Here is an 18,329-nt window from a genome sequence, read left to right as displayed (position 1 = left end):
CGTCGGTCCTTACCGCCCTTCTCCTTTGGGTCTCATTTCCCCCCCTCCGGATACCGGGGGCTATATTTTTGGGATGGCTCCCCCTTCTCCGCCACCTGCAGGAGGATCTGGACCGATCTCCCGCCGCTCCCCCGGCCAGGCTTGGGCGGCGTTTCTGGACCGCCGGATTTCTCTTCTATGGCGGAATCTTCTATTGGATTCTGAACCTCTCGAATGAACAGGTGACGATTCCCGGCCTCATGATCCCCTGCCTGCTCTTGATGGCGGCCTATTTAGGCCTCTTTTATCTCCTCCTCTACGGGGTCCTGCGCCGGACGGCCGCCGGGACGGGTCTTCCCCTCGGCCTTCTCTTTCCGATCTATCTGACCCTGATCGAGTGGCTTAAGTCGATCGGACCCCTTGCCCTCCCCTGGGGCATCCCCGGATATGCCCTGGCCCGGTTTCCCGCCGCCCTCCAATTTACCGCCGTCACTGGATTTTGGGGACTCACCTTTTGGATAGGAGGGGTCACCGGATTGCTGCATGAGGGCCTTCGGTTCCATTCCCGGTCTTCCCATCCGGCCCGAAGGCGATCGATTTTGTTGGCCGGAGCCGTTCTCTTCCTCGCGCTTCCCTTTCTTCAGGGTTCCCTGCGGTTGGGCCGGGCGCCCTCTCCGGAGGCGGCGTTGCGGGGAGAGGGGGGGGCGCCGGATCGGGATTATCCAGCCGAATGTGATCCGCGAGATCAAGTGGCGGCCCGGCGGCGCCCAAGCGAGTTGGGAACGGTTGGATCGGATCAGCCGGCAGGCGATCGATGCGGGGGCTGAACTATTGATCTGGCCCGAAACGGCCCTCCCGCTGCGGATACTCTATCAACCCCTTTATCTCGCCCGGATTCGAAACCTGCTGGCGGATGGGGGGGTACCCCTCTTGACGGGAACACTGCATACGGATACGGATTCGCTGACCGGGCGGCAGCACCCGAGGAATTCCGCCTTATACATTTCCAAGGAAGGCGTCATTCTCGGCCTCTATCACAAGCGAAAGCTGGTGCCGTTCAGTGAGCGGATGCCGATGCAGAAGATCCTCCCGTTCCTGACGAAACTCGATTTCGGCCAATCCGATTTCGCGCCCGGTGAGGATTGGCCTCTCTTCGAGCTGGATTCGTTGAAAATGGCTCCCCTCATCTGTTTTGAATCGGTCTTCCCCGAGGTCAGCCGGCGTTTTGTGAAAGAGAGTGCCAATGTTCTCGTCAACATCACAAACGATTTTTGGTTCGGTGATTCTCCGGGGCCGATCCAGCACGCGGATATGGCGATACACCGGGCGGTGGAGACGGGCCTGCCGCTGGTCCGTTGCGCCAATACCGGTTTGTCTTTTTTCGTGGATCCCTACGGGCGGATCGTTCAATCTCTAGGGACCTTCAAGGAGGGGATGCTGCTGGCTGAAGTGGGTCCGGGACGGCCGAGTTTCGCCATGCGCACCGGTTCATGGTTTCGTCTCGCCCTGACAGCCATCGGGTTGATCCTCCTGGGAACGGCATTTTACAATAGCAAACGTCAAAGGGGGCGACATGGCTGATCTCGTTCCACGGACTTATCGTCTGTTCCTAAAACCGGGGCGGGATCGCTCGGTCACCTTCCGCCATCCATGGCTTTTCTCCGGTGCGATCGCGTCGGTGGAGGCATTGGAAGGGGCGGAACCCGGTGATCTGGGCGAGATCTGGTCGAGTGACGGAAAGTATATGGCCGTCGCCACGGTGAATCCCGAATCGCAGATCATCGGCCGGATTCTCCGGTGGACGGAGGGTGAGATCGATGACCGCTGGGTCCGGCGGGGTCTGGAATCAGCCTACCGGTACCGCCGGGAGATTTTAAATAAAGACGTTCAGGCCTATCGCTGGATCCATGGGGAGGGGGATCGATTCCCCGGGCTGATCGTTGATCAATATCATGATTTTATTGTTGTACAACCCCTCTCCCTTCTCTGGTACCGGATACTGGATCAATTGGCGGAAAGGCTTCTCGATATTTCGGGCGCTCGCGGTGTGCTCCTTAGAACGGAAAACGCGGTCCGGGATTCCCAGATCCCCGGTGAGACAAGGACGGTGGCGGGAGAGGATCCTCCGGATCGACTCGAGATCCGCGAAGGGCCGGCTCGTCTCCTGGTCGATCTCAAGGGTGGACAGAAGACAGGCCTCTATCTCGATCAACGTCTCAATCGGATCAGTATCGGAAGGCTGGCGGCGGGCCGCAATGTTCTTGTTCCTTTCGCCTACACCGGGGGATTCGGGCTGCATGCCGCCCTCTGCGGCGCCCGGCGTGTGACCCTGGTCGATTCGAGCGGGCCCGCCTTGGAGCTGGCGCGCGAAAATTGGGCCATCAATGGGATAAAGAATACCGGCCTTGATATTGTGAAAGCCGATGCGTGGGACTATCTTCGCGGCGTCAAGTCGCCGTACGGACTTATTATTCTCGATCCGCCTTCACTGGCGAAAGCCGCCCGCCATGTGGATAAGGCCAGCCGCGGCTATAAAGATATCAATATGCAGGCGATGAAGCTCCTCGACCGCGGGGGATGGCTGGCGACATTTTCGTGTTCGCAACATATCACCACCGATCTCTTTCAAAAGATCGTCTTCGGAGCCTCGCGGGACGCCGGCGTTCCGATGCAATGGGTGGAAAGGTTGGGCGCCGGTCCCGACCATCCCGTCTCGCTGGATCATCCTCAGGGAGAGTATCTCAAAGGGATGTTGTTGAGGGGCATGGACCTCGGTGAGACGCCGGGGGAGGTGGATTCAACATCATGAGTCGCGCCGGATGCTTTGGGATGAAAACGCCTCTGCGGGTCGGCGTATTGGGGGCCACGGGTCTCGTGGGGCGAAACATGATCGCCTCCCTCGAGAGATCAGACTGTCGGCTGGAATCGGTTCATTTTTGGGCGACGGAAAAGGGGGCGGGAGAGGTGATCCCTTTCCGGGGGGGAGCCTCTGTCGTTGAAAGGTGGTCGGATGGCGTGGAGGCGGGGCTTGATGTCCTTCTCTTGGCGACGAAACCCGAGGTCAGCCGGGCCGTCGCCCCCGCCGCGGTGGCGCGGGGTGTCCTGGTCATCGACAACAGCCGCGCCTACCGGATGGCGCCTGATGTGCCCCTGGTCGTCCCCGAGGTCAATCCCGAGGCCATAAAGTCCCACAGCGGCATCATCGCCAATCCCAATTGTTCAACCATACAGCTTGTCGTCGCCCTGAAACCGCTCCAGCGGGCGGCGGGTTTGGAACGGGTCATCGTATCGACCTATCAAGCTGTTTCGGGGATTGGGCGGGAGGGGATCCGAACTCTCGCGGCGGAGGAGTCGGAGGACCCCGGCCGGGTTTCGGCGGGCGGCGCCTTCCCTTATCCAATCCATCGAAATGTGATACCACAATGCGATGCCTTTGTTGAAGATGGCTGGACCCGTGAGGAGTGGAAGATGCAGGTGGAGACGCGCTAGATCCTCGAGGAGGACGCTCTTCCCATCGGCGTCACTTGCGTCCGGGTCCCCGTCGTCGCGGGGCATAGCGAGGCGGTGACGGTCGATTTAAAAAGTCCCCTGAATCCCGAAGAGGCGCGCCGGATCTTCGCAGCCGCACCGGGGATCTTCTTGCAAGACGATCCGCCCCATTCGATCTATCCGACGGCGCGGGACGTCGCCGGCCGCGACGGTGTCTTCATCGGCCGGGTGCGCAGGGAGGCAGGGCGGCCGGGGACGCTGCATTTCTGGGTTGTAGCGGACAATTTGCTCAAAGGAGCGGCCACCAACGCGGTCCAAATCATGGAAGCCGCGGCCCAATGAGAACGCTTCGCCTCGTAGTGGAATTTGACGGCGCCAACTTCCACGGTTGGCAAATGCAAAAAGATCTCCGCACCGTGCAGGGAGAGATGACCGCGGCTCTTCAGTTTGTTCTCCAACACCCCGTGCATCTTGTCGCCGCCGGCCGGACCGATGCCGGATGTCATGCCCTGGCTCATGCCGCTAGTTTCAAAACGGCAAGACCGCTGCCGGCCGGGAACCTGCTGGGGGCTGTGAACAGCCTGACGGGAGCCGATATCCGGGTGCACGCCCTCGAGGAGGCGCCGGAGCGCTTTAATGCCCGCTGGAGCGCCGGGTGGCGGGATTATACCTATCTTCTCATGCGGGGGCCCTCGGCCCTCCTGCGGCATCGCGCCTATCACCCGGTTGTCTGGCCGCAAATGGGTCCGATGATCGAGGCGGCCTCCCTCCTGACCGGCGACAAAAATTGTATAGGGTTGTCGAATAAAAGCGCCGACAACCGTCAGCCGATCTGCCGCATTCTGCAGGCCGGATGGGGGGAGTGGTCCGGCGGGCTGATCTTTCGGATCCGGGCCAATCATTTTCTTTATCGGATGGTCCGAACGGTTGTCGGGACCTGCCTTGAGATCGGGCGGGGTCGGTGGGGCTCCGATCGAATGGCGGAGCTTCTGAGCGGCGGGGATCGACGCCTCGCGGGACCTCCCGTTCCAGCCGACGGGCTTTACTTTACCGGGGTCGGTTATAACCCCCTCTGGGACGTCGCCGCATCCCCGCCGGTCACTCCTTGGTGGGGCGAGACCCGCATGCTGGAAATGTTTACATATGAACCGGGAACACCTTTACCCAGCGCGGGTCGTAGGGATACGATGATGTTTGATGTGGAAGGAGAGGGTTTGAAGGAGCCTGATCTGAAGCCACCAGATTTGAAGCCACCAGATTTGAAGCCACCGGATCTGAAGCAGGAAGAGCGTTCATGATGGAGCCCCGCCCCATTTCCCAACGGGAATCCCACATCTCGTCGGGCGAAAAATTTCGGGTCGCCGTCCTGATTTCCGGGGGGGGAACGAATCTCCAGGCCCTACTGGATGCTGCGACGGTGGGATCGATAGCGGCGGAAGTCTGTCTCGTCATTTCCTCAAACCCGGAGGCGGTCGGATTGGAACGCGCGAAACGGGCCGGTGTTCCGACAGCGGTTTTCCGCTCGAAAGATTTCCCCGACTTGCCCTCTTTTCGGAGAGCCCTGCTGGAGTCCTTGCGGGATTCCGGCGCCCGTCTCTTGGTCCTTGCAGGGTATATGAAGAAATTACCCCGGGAGGTCCTGAGAGCTTATCCGGATGCCATCATCAATATCCATCCGGCTCTTCTTCCGCGTTTTGGGGGGAAGGGGTATTTCGGCCGGCGGGTTCATGCAGCGGTGTTGGCGGCGGGGGAGAGGGTCAGCGGCGCCACCGTTCACCTGGTGACCGAGGGATACGATGAGGGCCCCAACCTCCTGCAGGAACAGATCCCGGTCCGCTCTGACGATACGGTAGAGAGCCTCGCGGCAAGGGTTCTCGCCGTCGAACACAGACTTCTTCCCGCGGCGGTCCAGGCTTTCGCCGATGGGCGGGTCCGGTCGCAGGGCGGCCGGGTTTGGGTGGAACCGGCTTGATCGGATGCGTTATCCACCTCACTTATACATAAAATCCAGATCGGGAGAGAGAATGAAAAGATTTCTTTTTGTACAATGTCTTCTGGCCGTATGGAGCTTGATCCTCTTTCAGGGGCGGGTGACGGCCGAAGAGGTCACAGATCTTACACAGATTCCGACTTCGAAAATCTATTCAGCCTGGCAGGACTCTCTCGAAAAATGGGCCGATCTGTCCACATCGGATCAGGATGCCCAAACGAGAGCCTTTTTTGATGCCTTCAAGACAGCCGACGTGATGGATCGCTGCACGCGGGAGAGTGAAGGGAAGCAAGATGATGCCGATCTGGGCGGGTTTATTAATGGTAAGATGCAGTACTCCCCCCTCACGGCAAGGGAATTGGCGGCCATTCTGGCTGATCTCCAAGTTCGCATGACCTGTCACAAGGCCATCACACAATATCTTGCCGAACATAAAGAGGCCTATACGCCGGAGGAGAGGGACATTCTTGCCACTGCGCTCCTCGAGTTATCCGATACCTGTGAATACCCGATCAGCATCCGAAACCAAATAGAGGGCGGCGCGGCGTCGATGGCTCCTCAAGATGAAATCTTGGAGCGGATGAAGAGCTATGCCGAGGGCCCGACGGATGAGATCCGTTTTCAGGGATTGATGATGATCAGCCTTTCCTGCGATCCCCGGGCCGCGGATCTCCTCCGATCGGTGATGGAGGGTTACCGGGTTCGGAAAGAGGTCCCTCCCGCGCGCTTCCTCAATATCGCCGGCGCGACTCTGGGACCCGGGGGATATGATATTCTTCTGCACTTTTTGGAGCAAACGATCAACACACCTCAGTTTATGGACGCTCTTCTAGGGCTTGTTCTCACTCGGGATTTTAGGGCGGTGGACCAAGTCATCCAGGCCTATTTTGACGGTACGACGGGGATCCGGGATCAAACATCGCGTATTGAGGATCAAGCTCTCCGCTCCTACTATTTCAAGCTCTGGCACATGGGGCGAACCCTTGAACCGGTCCTCATCCCCGCCCTGGCGGGGGAGGATCCCGAACGACGCGTGGAGGCCCTGGAGCTCTTGGATCGATCGAGCCGGTATGGCGTCGCCGCCAATGCCGCCGAGGTTTTTCAGGCGCTCCAGCAATTGATCGAGAGGCCGGACGCAAGCTCTTCGCAAGTTCTTCAATGTCAACAGATTATCGAGAGGCTCCAGGCCTGGGAAGCCGAAAAGGCGCTCCGGAATAAATAGAGCCGGCAAAAAAATATCCTCCATTCGATAACTCACAGAAAAATAGGTGGGTTAGACGGCATTTTATTACAGAAATTCCCTGATTTTACTCTTGATCTTCCTTGGTTTTATGGTCTATACTTACAACTGTTGCAGGGATATACTCCTCCTGCAGCAATGGAGCTCCAAATTAGGTAAACATCGTTCGGCGCTCCTGATGGTCATTAAGAGAAAAGGAACGTCGAGCATAGGAGGTTAGTAATGAGAATAGCTCTTACAGTCTTTGCCATTCTGTTGTTGGCCGGTACGGCAATGGCAGCCGATATGGCAAAAGGTCCTGAAGTCGTGGAAAGCATCCCACAGATTTATACCGATCAGTACCTGAGTCGGGCTGATGTCCTTGATATCAATGTCTTAGAAGGGGTATTCACCGATCTCAGTGCCGCGTATGTGGCAGCCTTCACGGCTAATGGTCTCGCCACGGATGTTATCTATGATCCGATGGGAGCCTTTGATCCTTCCACCTATCAGATGGTTGTTTACAACTCATCCGAAGACTGGTGGACATCCTATACCGGTTATAGTGCTGATCTTGGTATTCTTAGCACCTATATCGATGGTGGCGGATGCGTGATGGCCGTCGGTCAGGACATGCTCTGGGGCGGTGGCGCTCCGGTCGCATCGTTCGTTACGACCTACTGCGGTGTCCTCGATTATATTGAAGATGTCAATGGTGGCGACACGTCCCTCAGCTGGACGGGTACGGCCGGTGGCTTCATCGATGGTCTCAGTGGTTCACAGGTCTCCACCTGCTGGACGGCCAGCCCGAACTACTACACCGATGACCTGTACTTCGTTGCTCAGGGTGTTGTGACCTTCACCAGTGACACCTATGGTCCTGCCGAGGGTGGTTCCCAGGATGTGGCTATCTTCTCAACAGTTGAATTTGGTTGCGAAGGGGCTGCGAGCCTGAGTGACATCATTGGCCGTTTTGTTGTGTTCTGTGGCGGCGTTGTGCCGACACCGACCAATAACACGACATGGGGTCAGATCAAGATTCAATAAGCTATGATCAGAACCTCATCTTGGTTCGGATTTAACTTGAGACCCTGGAAGTTCCCTTCCGGGGTCTCTTGTTTTCATTAAATTCCCCCACGATAGACCGGACCCCGATCATCTGCTACTTTGACAACTCAGGAGCCCCATCGCCGATTCTATCGGCGGGATTCCCATTCCCTATGCCATGGAGGTCATCCGATGAAGTTTTTCCTCGATACGGCAAACATCGAAGAGATCCGCAGCGTAGCTGATTCGGGTCTTCTGGATGGTGTCACGACAAATCCCAGCCTTGTCTCCAAGGAGACAGGCACATTTCAGGAGATGCTGAAAGAGATTTGCAGGATCGTTCCAGGTCCGGTCAGTGCGGAGGTGGTGTCGACCGACACGGAAGGGATGCTGGCGGAAGCCCGGGTGCTCGCCAAGATCGCGCCGAATATTGTTGTAAAAATACCGACCATCCCCGCGGGAGTGAAGGCGGTGAACATTCTTCACGGTGAGAATATCGCGACGAACGCCACCTTGGTTTTTAGTTCGAACCAGGCGCTGCTCATGGCGAAAGCCGGCGCCACCTATGTGAGTCCCTTTATCGGCCGGCTGGATGATGCCGGAGCTGAAGGAATGGATCTCATCGAGGAGATCGTCGCCATCTACTCGAATTACGCCTTCGATACCGAGATCATCGTGGCCTCGATCCGCCATCCGGGACATGTCCGGGATGCGGCCATCCTCGGCGCCGATATTGCCACGATGCCTTATAAAGTGATGAAGGCACTATTCCATCATCCCCTGACCGATGTGGGGTTGGCTAAGTTTCTCGAGGATTGGAAGAAGGTCCCGAAGGACTGATTATGGAACCCTATCTGAGACGTTCGCACGCCCGGGTCGGCTGGTGGCTTATCCCGGTCGTCTTTCTTATTGGGGGGGCTTTGGGTTACCTGGCGCTTTCTTTCTTCGGTGTGCCCCTCTTTAACAATTCTCAAACGGCGCGAGAGCCCGCCGAAATTCAGAAACCACCGGGGGATCTTGCCGGCGGTTCCGATCAGGATCCCGGCGGCTCCGCCCTCCAGCTGGTCTCCGATCGATCGAATGGCGGCGGTTCCAAGCTGGCGGCCCGGGATGTATCGGACGGCCTTTGGAAAGGGCGGGAGACGGCTTTGGTATGGGCGGCCCGGGTAGCCGGTCCATCGGTCGTTTCAATCACTGTAACTCAAACGCGCCTTGTTCGTTACCGCCCTCCCGGAGCGTCTCCCTTCGACGCCCTTTTCCCCGGATGGGTTCCCGGACGGATCTACCGGGAGGAAATCCCCGGACTGGGTTCTGGTGTGATTATCAATTCCGAGGGGCTTATCCTCACCAATGCCCATGTCGTCAACGACGCCAATCAGATAAAGGTCACCCTGACCGACGGGCGAACCTACGACGGTACGCTGATCGGAAGCGATACGAATCATGATCTGGCCGTGGTCCGGATCGAGGGTGAGGATTTGCCGGCCGCGCGGATCGGGGATTCGGATTCCCTGCTTGTCGGAGAGTGGGTGATGGCGATCGGGAATCCCTTTGCGTTTTTGTTAAATGATCATCAACCCACCGTGACAGCGGGTGTCATCAGTGCGACTCATCGGGATATCCGGCCGAGCGAAGACAACACGGCCATATATAAGGATATGGTTCAAACGGATGCCGCCGTCAATCCAGGGAACAGCGGCGGTCCGCTTGTCAATAGTCTCGGCGAAATCGTGGGGATCAACACCTTCATCTTTTCAAAGGGCGGGGGGTCTGAGGGGATCGGCTTCGCGATTCCAATCAACAATTGTCTGGAAATCGCGAACGAGATTGTACAATACGGCCGTGTGCGGCAGCCATGGCTTGGCGTAACGCTGCGGCCGATCAGTCCCTATCTCGCCGCCTATTTCCAAATCAGGGACCGGCGGGGCCTGCTTGTATGGGCGCTTGAGGGGGGCAGTCCCGCCGATGACGCGGGCGTTCTTGTCGCTGACATTCTCAGGAAGGTCAATGGTGTTCCGGTCTCCTCAACGCAGGAATTCCGGTCGGTGGTTTTTGATGCCCAGATCGGCGATCAGATCCGCCTTGAGCTGGAGAGAAATGGGCAACCGATAGAGTTGGACGTGGTCCTGAAGGAGGACCCCAGAGGTGATTGAGAGGTACAGCCAGCCGGAGATGGCCGCGGTCTGGTCCACAAAACACCGGCTGGAGATCTGGCTGCGGGTCGAGCTCGCCTTGGTCGAAACACTCGAGGAGAGGGGAACGGCGCCGCCGGGGACCGCTGATGCGATTCGTTCAAAGGTTGTTCTCCGCCCGGAACGGGTCGATGAACTTGAAGCGACACTGCATCATGATGTCATCGCCTTTTTAACGAGTCTGACGGAACAACTGGGGCCGGAAGGCGCGACGCTCCATTTTGGGATGACCAGTTCCGATCTTCTCGATACCGCCCTTTCGCTGCAATGCCTGCAGGCCTGTGATCTGATAGAGGGGGGACTCGCCCCGGTCCTAGCCCGAATCCGGGAACTCGCCTTGAAGCATAAGATGACCGTCATGGTCGGAAGAACCCATGGCGTCCATGCTGAACCGACAACCTTCGGTTTAAAAATGCTGGGATGGTATACCGAACTGCTTCGCCAGCAAGCGCGCCTAAGAGAGGCGCGCGCAGGGATGCGGGTCGGCAAGCTCTCCGGGGCGGTCGGCACCCTCGCACACCTTCCGCCTGAAGTGGAGGAACGCACGCTCGAGCGATTGGGATTGGCCGCGGCGCCGGTCTCGACCCAGATTGTTCAACGGGACCGGCATGCGCATCTCATGCTGGCACTCGCGCAACTTGCCGCGAGTCTCGAAAAATTCGCGACCGAAATCCGGAATCTTCAACGAACCGAAATCCGGGAAGCACAGGAACCCTTCGGCTCGGGACAAAAGGGCTCTTCGGCCATGCCTCATAAAAGAAATCCGATCCTCTGCGAAAGGATATCCGGCATCGCCCGCCTGCTTCGCGGATATGCGATTGCGGCATTGGAAAATGTCGCCCTCTGGCACGAAAGGGATATTTCACATTCCAGCGTTGAGAGAGTGATTCTGCCGGACGCCTTTATCATTATGGATTATGCATTGAACAAGTTCTGCTTGGTCATGAACGGCCTTGTGGTCGACGAGCAGCAGATGCGGCGGAATCTCGATTTGACAGGCGGGCTGGTGTACAGCCAGAAAATCCTGCTGGCTTTGACAAAACATTTGGGATCACGGGAGAAGGCCTATGCCATTGTACAAGACGCGGCTCGGATGATCTGGGATGGGAGGGGGAGTTTGAAGGAAGAACTTATGAAACATCCCGAGGTTTCCCGTCTTCTCGACCGGGAGGAATTAGACCGTCTCTTTGAGCCGGAGGCTTTCTTGCATTCGGTTGATGCGATTTTTGCCAGAACATTGGGAAAGGAAACCCAATCTTGAGTCCCACTCCTCAATCCGCGGCTGAACCCCTTGGTCTCATCGGGCTCGATGATGAATCCCTGTCGCGCCGTCTGGATGAACTGGGATTGCGTATGTCTTCGGAAGAAGCACGCCAGATACTGGACCTCTTCAAGCGCGATCTGACCCTGACCGAGGCCTATTTCTTCGATGTCGCCTGGAGCGAACATTGTTCTTATAAGAGCAGCCGGAGACTCCTCAAGAAATACCTTCCGCCGCAGGGTCCTTCCGTCATTCTCGGCCCGGGTGAAGACGCCGGCATTGTACAACTCGGCCGGAATCATGGACGGGAATGGTGTCTTGTGGTGGCGCATGAGAGCCATAACCATCCCTCACAGGTCGTTCCCGTCGAGGGGGCGGCGACGGGCATCGGGGGTATTGTCCGGGATGTTTATTGCATGGGCGCCGATGTGATCGGTGTTCTCGATCAGCTCCGTTTCGGCGATCCCGAGGGAGCCAGCGGCGACCGGGTCGTTGAGATCGTCCGGGGGGTCGTCCAGGGGATCTGGGAATATGGCAATGCCTTGGGCGTTCCCAACCTCGGCGGTGATGTCGGTTGGGATGCCGACTACGATGAGAACTGCCTCGTCAATGTCGTGGCTTTCGGTATTGTGGCCCGCCATCGTATCATCCGCAGCCGTGTTCCCCGCGAGGCGCGCGACGAACCGTATGATCTCATTCTGATCGGAAAGCCGACCGATTCCAGCGGGATGGGCGGCGCCGCCTTCGCCTCCCGCATCTTGGATCCCGATCGTGAAGCCGAAGAGCGAGGCGCCGTTCAGATTCATGATCCCTTTTTGAAAAGGATGGTCGTCGCCGCGAATCGACGAGTATGGGAGATGATGGATGCCGAAGGTTGGCCGGCCGGATTTAAAGATCTCGGCGCCGGTGGGTTGGGCGGCGCGAGTTCCGAATTGGTGCTGGCGGGAGAGATGGGAGCCCGCATCGACTTGGAGCGTGTTCCGATCTCAGAAGATGATATCGGGCCTGAGACGATTCTCTGCGCCGAGACACAGGAACGGTTTGTTTGGGCCGTCCCGCGCACCGTCACGGCCAAGGTTCTCCGTGTTTATAATGAAGAGTTTGATCTGCCCCGCTGCTATCCCGGCGCGGGCGCCGCGGTGGTCGGTGAAGTCGTCCCTGATGGGGACTATGAGGTTTACTGGAAAGGGAAACGGGTGGCGAATCTTCCCCGGACGGCCTTGGCCGATCCTCCGGCCCTGGATCGACCCCGGAAGCCCCGCCCCGTGGCGGATCATCCGACATCCGTCCCCAATGTTAAAGAGTGGCAGATCCTGGCGGAATCGATGGCGGGTGACCTCGAGGTCTGTTGCCGCGAATGGATCTACCGGCACTACGATTCGGAGGTGCGGGGGGAAGGGGTTTTCCGGCCTGGTGACGCTGAGGCCTGTGTCGTGACGCCTCTGCACGGGTCATCGCTGGGCGTCGCGGTGGCCGTCGGCGGAAACCATCACGTCTGTCGTCTTCATCCCCGTATCGGAGCGCAGCAGGCGGTTGCTGAAGCGGTCCGCCACCTCATTTCCGTGGGAGCGCAGCCGCTGGCCCTTACCGACGGATTGAATTTCGGGAATCCAGAGGATCCCGAAGTCCTCTGGGATTTCGAAGAGACACTGATCGGATTGAGGGAAGCCTGCATGAGTTTGGCTCCTCTAGGGCCGGATGCCGAGTCGCTTCCGATCGTTTCAGGGAATGTCTCTTTTTATAATGAATCGCGATCCGGGTGCGCTGTTCCGCCGACGCCGGCGATCGCCGCCTTCGGCCGCCTCGATTCGGCGCAGACCGCCATTCCCAATCGGGCCTGGGCGGCGGGGCAGGAGCTGGTCCTAATACGGGGGAAGCCGGGAGCCCTGGGCGGCAGCGCCGCTGCCCGCCATCTTGGTCTGGAATTAGGGAAGCCATGGTCGCCCGATTGGGCGCTTGAAATCAAAATGGCCGAAGGGATTCTGAAGGCGCATCGGCATGAACTGCTTCTCGCCGCCCGTGATATCTCGCACGGCGGTCTTATAATGGCGCTCTGCGAACTTCTCATGCTGGAAGATCATCCGCCCCGGTTGGGGATCCGGATGCGGGAAGGGTGTCACGAACCCTGCCTTCCCAGCGAGTGGCTCCTTGCCGAGGGGACCGGCTATCTTGTCTTGGCTGATGCCTCCGAGTGGCATGATCTGGTCAAGATGCTCCGTGATGATGGCATCCCAGCCCACGGGCTGGGACAGGTAATCAAGGAACCGAATATCGAAATCCCGACGGCGGGAGGATTGATCCGAATAGATCTAAACCCTGTATGGCAACGTTGGCGGCAAAGATTGGGGGACCTTCTGGCATGATGACCTCCAGCCATCTTCAAGTCGCGGTATTACAATTTCCGGGCAGTAATTGCGAGGAGGAAACAGCATGGTCCCTCGCCTCGGTCGGATTGAAACCCTGGATCCACCGTTGGAATGAACCGGCCTCGCTCCTCCAAAAAGCGGCGGCGGTCGTGCTGCCGGGAGGTTTTTCATTCCAGGACCGTGTTCGTGCCGGCGCTCTGGCGGGCAAACTTCCCCTGATGGAGGCGGTGGTGGAGATGGCGTCGGCGGGAAAACCGGTGCTAGGGATTTGTAACGGCGCACAAATCCTTGTGGAAGCGGGTCTCCTTCCCGGTCTTGAAGGGGAGCGGGTTGAAATGACCCTCGCCGGGAACCGGATGACCGGGCGGTCCGGGTATTACAGTCGTTGGGTGCATCTCGAGGTGAAAGATGTGGCGGCTGATTGCCTCTTCACCCAAACACTCAAACCGGGCGATCTGCTGCCGTTGCCGGTGGCGCATGCAGAAGGGCGCTTTTACACCATTGATCAAAAGGTCTCTTCCATGTTGGATGAACTCGTTCCACTGGCCTATGTTGATCCTGAAAACCAGGGATCATCACCTTTCCCGTGGAATCCCAACGGAAGCCTTCTCTCAGCGGCCGGTGTCATGAACCGGAAGGGAAATGTCTTGGGATTGATGCCTCATCCGGAACGAGCGCTTTGGATGCACCAGGTGCCGCCGACCCTCGACGGCGCTTGGGGAGAGGAACGCCGCCGCTTTATACAAGCACGAAGCGAAGGCCCCGGGTGGCACATCTTCCGATCGCTCGCCCTCTCCCTGCGGTATCTTCCGCGATCATCGCAACAGGGAGGTGTCTCATGAGGGAGTCCCCGCGCTGGATGCAGGTCTGGACCCGGCTGAAGCGGAAGGATCCCATTCTTATATCCGCCCTGCAGAGTGTGGTTTTGGATCTGGGGTGGGGAGAGAAGATCCTGGGGATGGAATTATGGACTCTCTGGGAGCTTAATTGGGCGGGGACAGGTGATCCCTCGGAAATCCTGCTCCAAGAAACCACCGTACTCGCCAATCCAAACCGTGAGAAGGCCTGGATCCGTTCGGAGGGTGCGGGAGGGGCTCCTCCCGGAACGCGGCCGGGCTCCTGGCAATGGTGTCTGGCATGGGACAGGGAACAGCCCCGCGCCGGCCACGCTTTTCGGGTTTGTGAAAGGCTTCTGGATCGATGTGGGATGAAGTGTCATGAGCTTATTCGGGCCCAAGTTTGGGGATTGAACTGGGGGGGTACGGTCATCGATCCGCGCCGGGCGACTCTAGATGTCGCCATGACGCGGTCCCGCCGGGAGGGGTTGCTCATCAATCCGCATGTCCATGCCCATCAAATATTCTCTGAATCGATTCCCTTCCCATGGTGGATTCGGCATGAGGAGACGGGGGCGACCCTCTAAAGGAGACGTCGGGTGAGTTGGAAAACTGAATGCGGCCTGATGGCGGTTCATGGGCGGGGTGATATCACCGAGCTGCTCTATCTCGGTCTCTATGCGTTGCAGCATAGGGGCCAGGAGGGCGCCGGCATGGTGACGCACAACGGTCAAAAAACCCGGATCATCCGGGGGTTGGGTCTTGTGCCCGATTCCATGACGCATGCGGCAAGGGCCAGGATCCCCGGTTATATGGGGATCGGGCATGTCCGCTATGCAACGACCGGCAAGGCGACAAAGCTAAGAAATGTTCAACCGCTCCTGGTCGATTATAAAGGCGGGAAATTGGCCGTCGCCCATAATGGAAATTTCGTGAATGCGAGGGCACTCCGATCCGAGTTGGAATCGAATGGTTCCATATTTCAAACGACGACGGATAGTGAGCTTCTCCTTCATCTCATCGCTCGATCAAAGGCAAAAAACCTCGTGGACGGTTTTTGTGAAATTCTGGAAAGAATCGAGGGCGCCTGCACCTGCGTCGCGTTGAACGAGGAAATCATCCTCGGTTACCGGGATCCCATGGGATTCCGGCCCCTGAGCCTCGGGGAACACGACGGAATGTGGATGTTCGCCTCGGAAACCTGCGCTCTGGATATTATCGGAGCCCGTCATGTGAGGGATCTCGAACCGGGAGAACTCGTCGTCCTTGATGGCAAGCGGGCGCGCACCGTCGCTAAACTGGGCGGGGCAACGAAACCCTCTCTCTGCATTTTTGAACAGATCTATTTCTCACGCCCCGACAGCATTCTTTTCGGGGAGTCGGTCAATGCGGTCCGTCGCCGGCTGGGTCATCTCCTCGCCCAGCGACACCCGGCTGAAGCCGACTTTGTCATTTCGATTCCCGACTCGAGCAATTCGGCCGCTCTCGGCTTCGCCGAGGCATCGGGTCTCCCCTTCGAATTGGGACTCATCAGGAATCATTATATCGGCCGCACCTTCATTCAGCCGGAGCAGAGCAGCCGGATCGATAGTGTAAGAATTAAATTCAATCCGGTGCGGGAGATTCTGGACGGGAAACGTGTTGTTGTTGTAGATGACTCGATCGTGCGGGGCACAACGAGCCGCAAGCTGGTAGAGGCTCTTTACGAGAGTGGAGCCCGGGAGATCCATTTCAGGGTAAGTTCTCCGCCGATCACCAGTCCCTGTTATTACGGTATTGATACGCCAAGTCGGGATGAGCTCATTGCGTCAAAGAAGAATGTAGAGATGATCCGGCGATTTATCAGTGCGACATCGCTGGGATTTCTCACCGAGGAGGATTTGCGGGCGGCCGTCAAGGATCCGGATCATTATTGTATGGCCTGTTTCAACGGAGCCTATCCCACGAGGACTCCCGAAGATGCCCGAACCCTACTCTTTGACAGGGACTAGGATGCGGCGGGGAAGGTTGGTTTGACATGTCACTCTCTCGTTTTTTGGCGAAGCGCTATCTCCTGCCCAAGGGCCGGCATGCTTTCCACCATATTATTAATTGGACATCAGTCCAGGGTATGACACTTGGAGTTATGGCGCTTGTCATCGTTTTATCCGTCATGAACGGTTTTGAAGCCGAGGTGAAGAACCGTATTGTGGGGACCTATGCTCATGTGATGATCCTCCGTTATGGCGCCGACGGGATCGAAGACGCGGGCCGGGTTCAGGCGGCCGCCTTGCAGAACGATGAGGTTGTCGCGGCGGCTCCTTTTGTTTATGGAAAGGCGATGCTCTCCGCTCAGGGATCGGCTGACGGTATCGTCGTCCGCGGCATCATACCGGAGGAGGAAGTGCAGGTCAGCCGCCTGTCGGAATTCATTCAGCGTGACATTTCGGGACTCGATCTGAGCCGTGATGACGATGGGAGACCAGGTCTCATCCTCGGTGTTCGTGTCGCGGAGAATCTTGGTGTCACGGTTGGCGAGACGGTGGTCCTGGTCTCCCCTGTAGGAACAAAACGGACGCCGATGGGCTTTATTCCGAAGATGCGTACCTTTGAAGTCAGAGGGCTCTTTCAATCCGGGATGTATGAGTATGATTCGATCCTTGCCTATGTCGGTCTGAAGGAGGCCCAGTCCTTTTTGGGAATGGGCGATCGAGTGACCGGCGTCGGTATCAAGATTGTGGATATGAACCGGGCGCAGATCGTCGCCGATGACATCGTCGATAGCCTGGGCGGCTTTCCATACCGGTCCACAAACTGGATCGATATGAACGGCAGTCTTGTATCCTGGATGAAGATAGAGAAACTTGTCATGTCGCTCATTCTCGGTCTTATTGTACTAGTGGCCGCTTTCAATATCGCTTCGGGTTTGATCATGTCGGTCATGGACAAGAAGAAGGATATCGGCATTCTAAAATCGATGGGGGCTACGGAACGGGGGATTATGAACATTTTCGTGCTCACAGGACTTATCGTCGGACTTGTGGGCGTCACCCTCGGCACATCTCTCGGGCTGCTCGCCTGCCTCATATTGGACCGGTACCCGCTTCATCTCCCATCCGATGTCTATTTTTTGGATACGCTCCCACTCAAAGTTCAGCCATTCGATGTTCTCATCGTCGCCGCGGCGGTTTTGGTCCTCTGCTTTCTGGCGACCCTCTATCCGGCTTGGAAGGCATCCCGATTGATTCCGGTCGAGGCGATTCGATATGAGTAACCCCACGGCCGAGACCCCCCTACTGGAGGCGAGGGGAATATATAAGTCCTTTGAGTTGGGATCCCAGGAGATCCGCGTTCTGCGCGGGGTGGATCTCAAAATGTACAAAGGGGAAATTTTGACAATCCTGGGGACCTCCGGCGTGGGCAAGAGCACGCTTCTGCATATTTTGGGAACCCTGGAACGTCCGACCCGAGGCGAGGTTTTTTATCGGGGTGAAGCTATCGCCGGCTGGACTGAAGACCGGCGGGCCGGGCTTCGGAATAAAGCCATTGGTTTTGTTTTTCAATTCCATCATCTGCTGCCCGAGCTGACAGCGATTGAAAATGTTTTAGTGCCCGGACTCATTGCGGGCTCGACACCGGCCCAATTGATGCCGAGGGCCGAGGAGTTGCTCTTCGAGGTAGGATTGTCCGACCGGTTGCATCATCGCCCGGCGGAGTTATCCGGGGGTGAGCTGCAGCGGGTCGCGGTGGCGCGGGCCCTTTTCTGGGATCCGCCGCTGGTGATGGCCGATGAGCCGACGGGGAATCTGGATCCCGAAACGGGCGAAAAGCTGCATCAGTTGATCTATACTCTGGCTAAAAGGCGGGAGCAAAGCTGGCTCATTGTAACTCATAATGAGAACCTATCCCGGATGGCCGATAGAAGGTCTAGAGTGATCGGCGGCATTTTGGTTGAAGAATAAGGAGTTATC

General features: G+C 57.8%; 17 protein-coding genes. All 17 read left to right on the top strand.

Annotated elements, in window-relative coordinates; translation table 11 throughout:
* The first annotated feature begins 522 nt into the window (after positions 1-522).
* The 17 genes from lnt to KJ970_05050 all read left to right on the top strand — a co-directional run bounded on the left by lnt (position 523) and on the right by KJ970_05050 (position 18,320).
* Positions 523-1,560 carry an apolipoprotein N-acyltransferase gene (gene lnt, locus KJ970_05130; GenBank protein ID MBU2690292.1) on the top strand — a complete coding sequence of 346 codons (1,038 nt, stop codon included), beginning with the start codon at positions 523-525 and terminating at the stop codon, positions 1,558-1,560.
* Positions 1,553-2,788 carry a class I SAM-dependent rRNA methyltransferase gene (locus tag KJ970_05125; GenBank protein MBU2690291.1) on the top strand — a complete coding sequence of 412 codons (1,236 nt, stop codon included), beginning with the start codon at positions 1,553-1,555 and terminating at the stop codon, positions 2,786-2,788. The genes lnt and KJ970_05125 overlap by 8 nt, the downstream gene beginning before the upstream one ends.
* Entirely contained in the window at positions 2,785-3,468 is a 684-nt protein-coding gene (locus KJ970_05120) for an aspartate-semialdehyde dehydrogenase (GenBank protein ID MBU2690290.1), read from the top strand. Before KJ970_05125 ends, KJ970_05120 begins: the two co-directional genes overlap by 4 nt.
* Entirely contained in the window at positions 3,469-3,810 is a 342-nt protein-coding gene (locus KJ970_05115) for a hypothetical protein (GenBank protein MBU2690289.1), read from the top strand.
* A complete protein-coding gene (locus tag KJ970_05110; protein MBU2690288.1) occupies positions 3,807-4,766 on the top strand; it encodes a tRNA pseudouridine synthase A in 960 nt (319 codons plus the stop codon). The genes KJ970_05115 and KJ970_05110 overlap by 4 nt, the downstream gene beginning before the upstream one ends.
* Complete coding sequence (locus tag KJ970_05105) at positions 4,766-5,440, top strand: phosphoribosylglycinamide formyltransferase (GenBank protein MBU2690287.1); 675 nt, start codon at positions 4,766-4,768, stop codon at positions 5,438-5,440. Before KJ970_05110 ends, KJ970_05105 begins: the two co-directional genes overlap by 1 nt.
* A 52-nt stretch (positions 5,441-5,492) precedes the next feature.
* Positions 5,493-6,680, top strand: a complete 1,188-nt coding sequence (locus KJ970_05100) for a hypothetical protein (GenBank protein ID MBU2690286.1) — start codon at positions 5,493-5,495, stop codon at positions 6,678-6,680.
* 240 nt (positions 6,681-6,920) lie between these two features.
* On the top strand, positions 6,921-7,724 hold the full coding sequence (locus tag KJ970_05095) for a hypothetical protein (GenBank protein ID MBU2690285.1): 804 nt from the start codon (positions 6,921-6,923) through the stop codon (positions 7,722-7,724).
* 192 nt (positions 7,725-7,916) lie between these two features.
* Complete coding sequence (gene fsa, locus KJ970_05090; protein MBU2690284.1) at positions 7,917-8,564, top strand: fructose-6-phosphate aldolase; 648 nt, start codon at positions 7,917-7,919, stop codon at positions 8,562-8,564.
* 2 nt (positions 8,565-8,566) lie between these two features.
* Entirely contained in the window at positions 8,567-9,877 is a 1,311-nt protein-coding gene (locus KJ970_05085) for a trypsin-like peptidase domain-containing protein (GenBank protein ID MBU2690283.1), read from the top strand.
* On the top strand, positions 9,870-11,177 hold the full coding sequence (locus KJ970_05080) for an adenylosuccinate lyase (protein ID MBU2690282.1): 1,308 nt from the start codon (positions 9,870-9,872) through the stop codon (positions 11,175-11,177). The genes KJ970_05085 and KJ970_05080 overlap by 8 nt, the downstream gene beginning before the upstream one ends.
* Entirely contained in the window at positions 11,174-13,540 is a 2,367-nt protein-coding gene (purL, locus tag KJ970_05075; protein MBU2690281.1) for a phosphoribosylformylglycinamidine synthase subunit PurL, read from the top strand. The genes KJ970_05080 and purL overlap by 4 nt, the downstream gene beginning before the upstream one ends.
* On the top strand, positions 13,537-14,385 hold the full coding sequence (gene purQ / locus KJ970_05070) for a phosphoribosylformylglycinamidine synthase I (GenBank protein MBU2690280.1): 849 nt from the start codon (positions 13,537-13,539) through the stop codon (positions 14,383-14,385). Before purL ends, purQ begins: the two co-directional genes overlap by 4 nt.
* Entirely contained in the window at positions 14,382-14,966 is a 585-nt protein-coding gene (locus tag KJ970_05065; protein MBU2690279.1) for a hypothetical protein, read from the top strand. Before purQ ends, KJ970_05065 begins: the two co-directional genes overlap by 4 nt.
* Before the next feature lie 39 nt (positions 14,967-15,005).
* A complete protein-coding gene (locus KJ970_05060; protein MBU2690278.1) occupies positions 15,006-16,370 on the top strand; it encodes an amidophosphoribosyltransferase in 1,365 nt (454 codons plus the stop codon).
* Between the two features lie 26 nt (positions 16,371-16,396).
* The gene (locus tag KJ970_05055; protein MBU2690277.1) at positions 16,397-17,632 is read left to right on the top strand and encodes a lipoprotein-releasing ABC transporter permease subunit; all 1,236 of its coding nucleotides are present in this window, start codon (positions 16,397-16,399) and stop codon (positions 17,630-17,632) included.
* Positions 17,625-18,320 (top strand): ABC transporter ATP-binding protein, encoded by a 696-nt coding sequence (locus KJ970_05050; protein ID MBU2690276.1) that lies wholly within the window; start codon positions 17,625-17,627, stop codon positions 18,318-18,320. The genes KJ970_05055 and KJ970_05050 overlap by 8 nt, the downstream gene beginning before the upstream one ends.
* Positions 18,321-18,329: the final 9 nt, after the last annotated feature.

This window comes from Candidatus Eisenbacteria bacterium (assembly GCA_018831195.1).
Classification (GTDB): Bacteria; Eisenbacteria; RBG-16-71-46; order CAIMUX01; family JAHJDP01; genus JAHJDP01.
The sequence above is the reverse complement of the archived record's forward strand: the minus strand, read 5'-3'. Positions and strand labels throughout refer to the sequence as shown.

What these genes read in the sequence shown, in the direction of transcription:
- lnt (MBU2690292.1), top strand. Translation starts at nt 523, where the DNA reads ATGAGGGCCTTCGGTTCCATTCCCGGTCTTCCCATCCGGCCCGAAGGC.
- KJ970_05125 (MBU2690291.1), top strand. Translation starts at nt 1,553, where the DNA reads ATGGCTGATCTCGTTCCACGGACTTATCGTCTGTTCCTAAAACCGGGG.
- KJ970_05120 (MBU2690290.1), top strand. Translation starts at nt 2,785, where the DNA reads ATGAGTCGCGCCGGATGCTTTGGGATGAAAACGCCTCTGCGGGTCGGC.
- KJ970_05110 (MBU2690288.1), top strand. Translation starts at nt 3,807, where the DNA reads ATGAGAACGCTTCGCCTCGTAGTGGAATTTGACGGCGCCAACTTCCAC.
- KJ970_05105 (MBU2690287.1), top strand. Translation starts at nt 4,766, where the DNA reads ATGGAGCCCCGCCCCATTTCCCAACGGGAATCCCACATCTCGTCGGGC.
- KJ970_05100 (MBU2690286.1), top strand. Translation starts at nt 5,493, where the DNA reads ATGAAAAGATTTCTTTTTGTACAATGTCTTCTGGCCGTATGGAGCTTG.
- KJ970_05095 (MBU2690285.1), top strand. Translation starts at nt 6,921, where the DNA reads ATGAGAATAGCTCTTACAGTCTTTGCCATTCTGTTGTTGGCCGGTACG.
- fsa (MBU2690284.1), top strand. Translation starts at nt 7,917, where the DNA reads ATGAAGTTTTTCCTCGATACGGCAAACATCGAAGAGATCCGCAGCGTA.
- KJ970_05085 (MBU2690283.1), top strand. Translation starts at nt 8,567, where the DNA reads ATGGAACCCTATCTGAGACGTTCGCACGCCCGGGTCGGCTGGTGGCTT.
- purQ (MBU2690280.1), top strand. Translation starts at nt 13,537, where the DNA reads ATGATGACCTCCAGCCATCTTCAAGTCGCGGTATTACAATTTCCGGGC.
- KJ970_05065 (MBU2690279.1), top strand. Translation starts at nt 14,382, where the DNA reads ATGAGGGAGTCCCCGCGCTGGATGCAGGTCTGGACCCGGCTGAAGCGG.
- KJ970_05060 (MBU2690278.1), top strand. Translation starts at nt 15,006, where the DNA reads ATGGCGGTTCATGGGCGGGGTGATATCACCGAGCTGCTCTATCTCGGT.
- KJ970_05055 (MBU2690277.1), top strand. Translation starts at nt 16,397, where the DNA reads ATGTCACTCTCTCGTTTTTTGGCGAAGCGCTATCTCCTGCCCAAGGGC.
- KJ970_05050 (MBU2690276.1), top strand. Translation starts at nt 17,625, where the DNA reads ATGAGTAACCCCACGGCCGAGACCCCCCTACTGGAGGCGAGGGGAATA.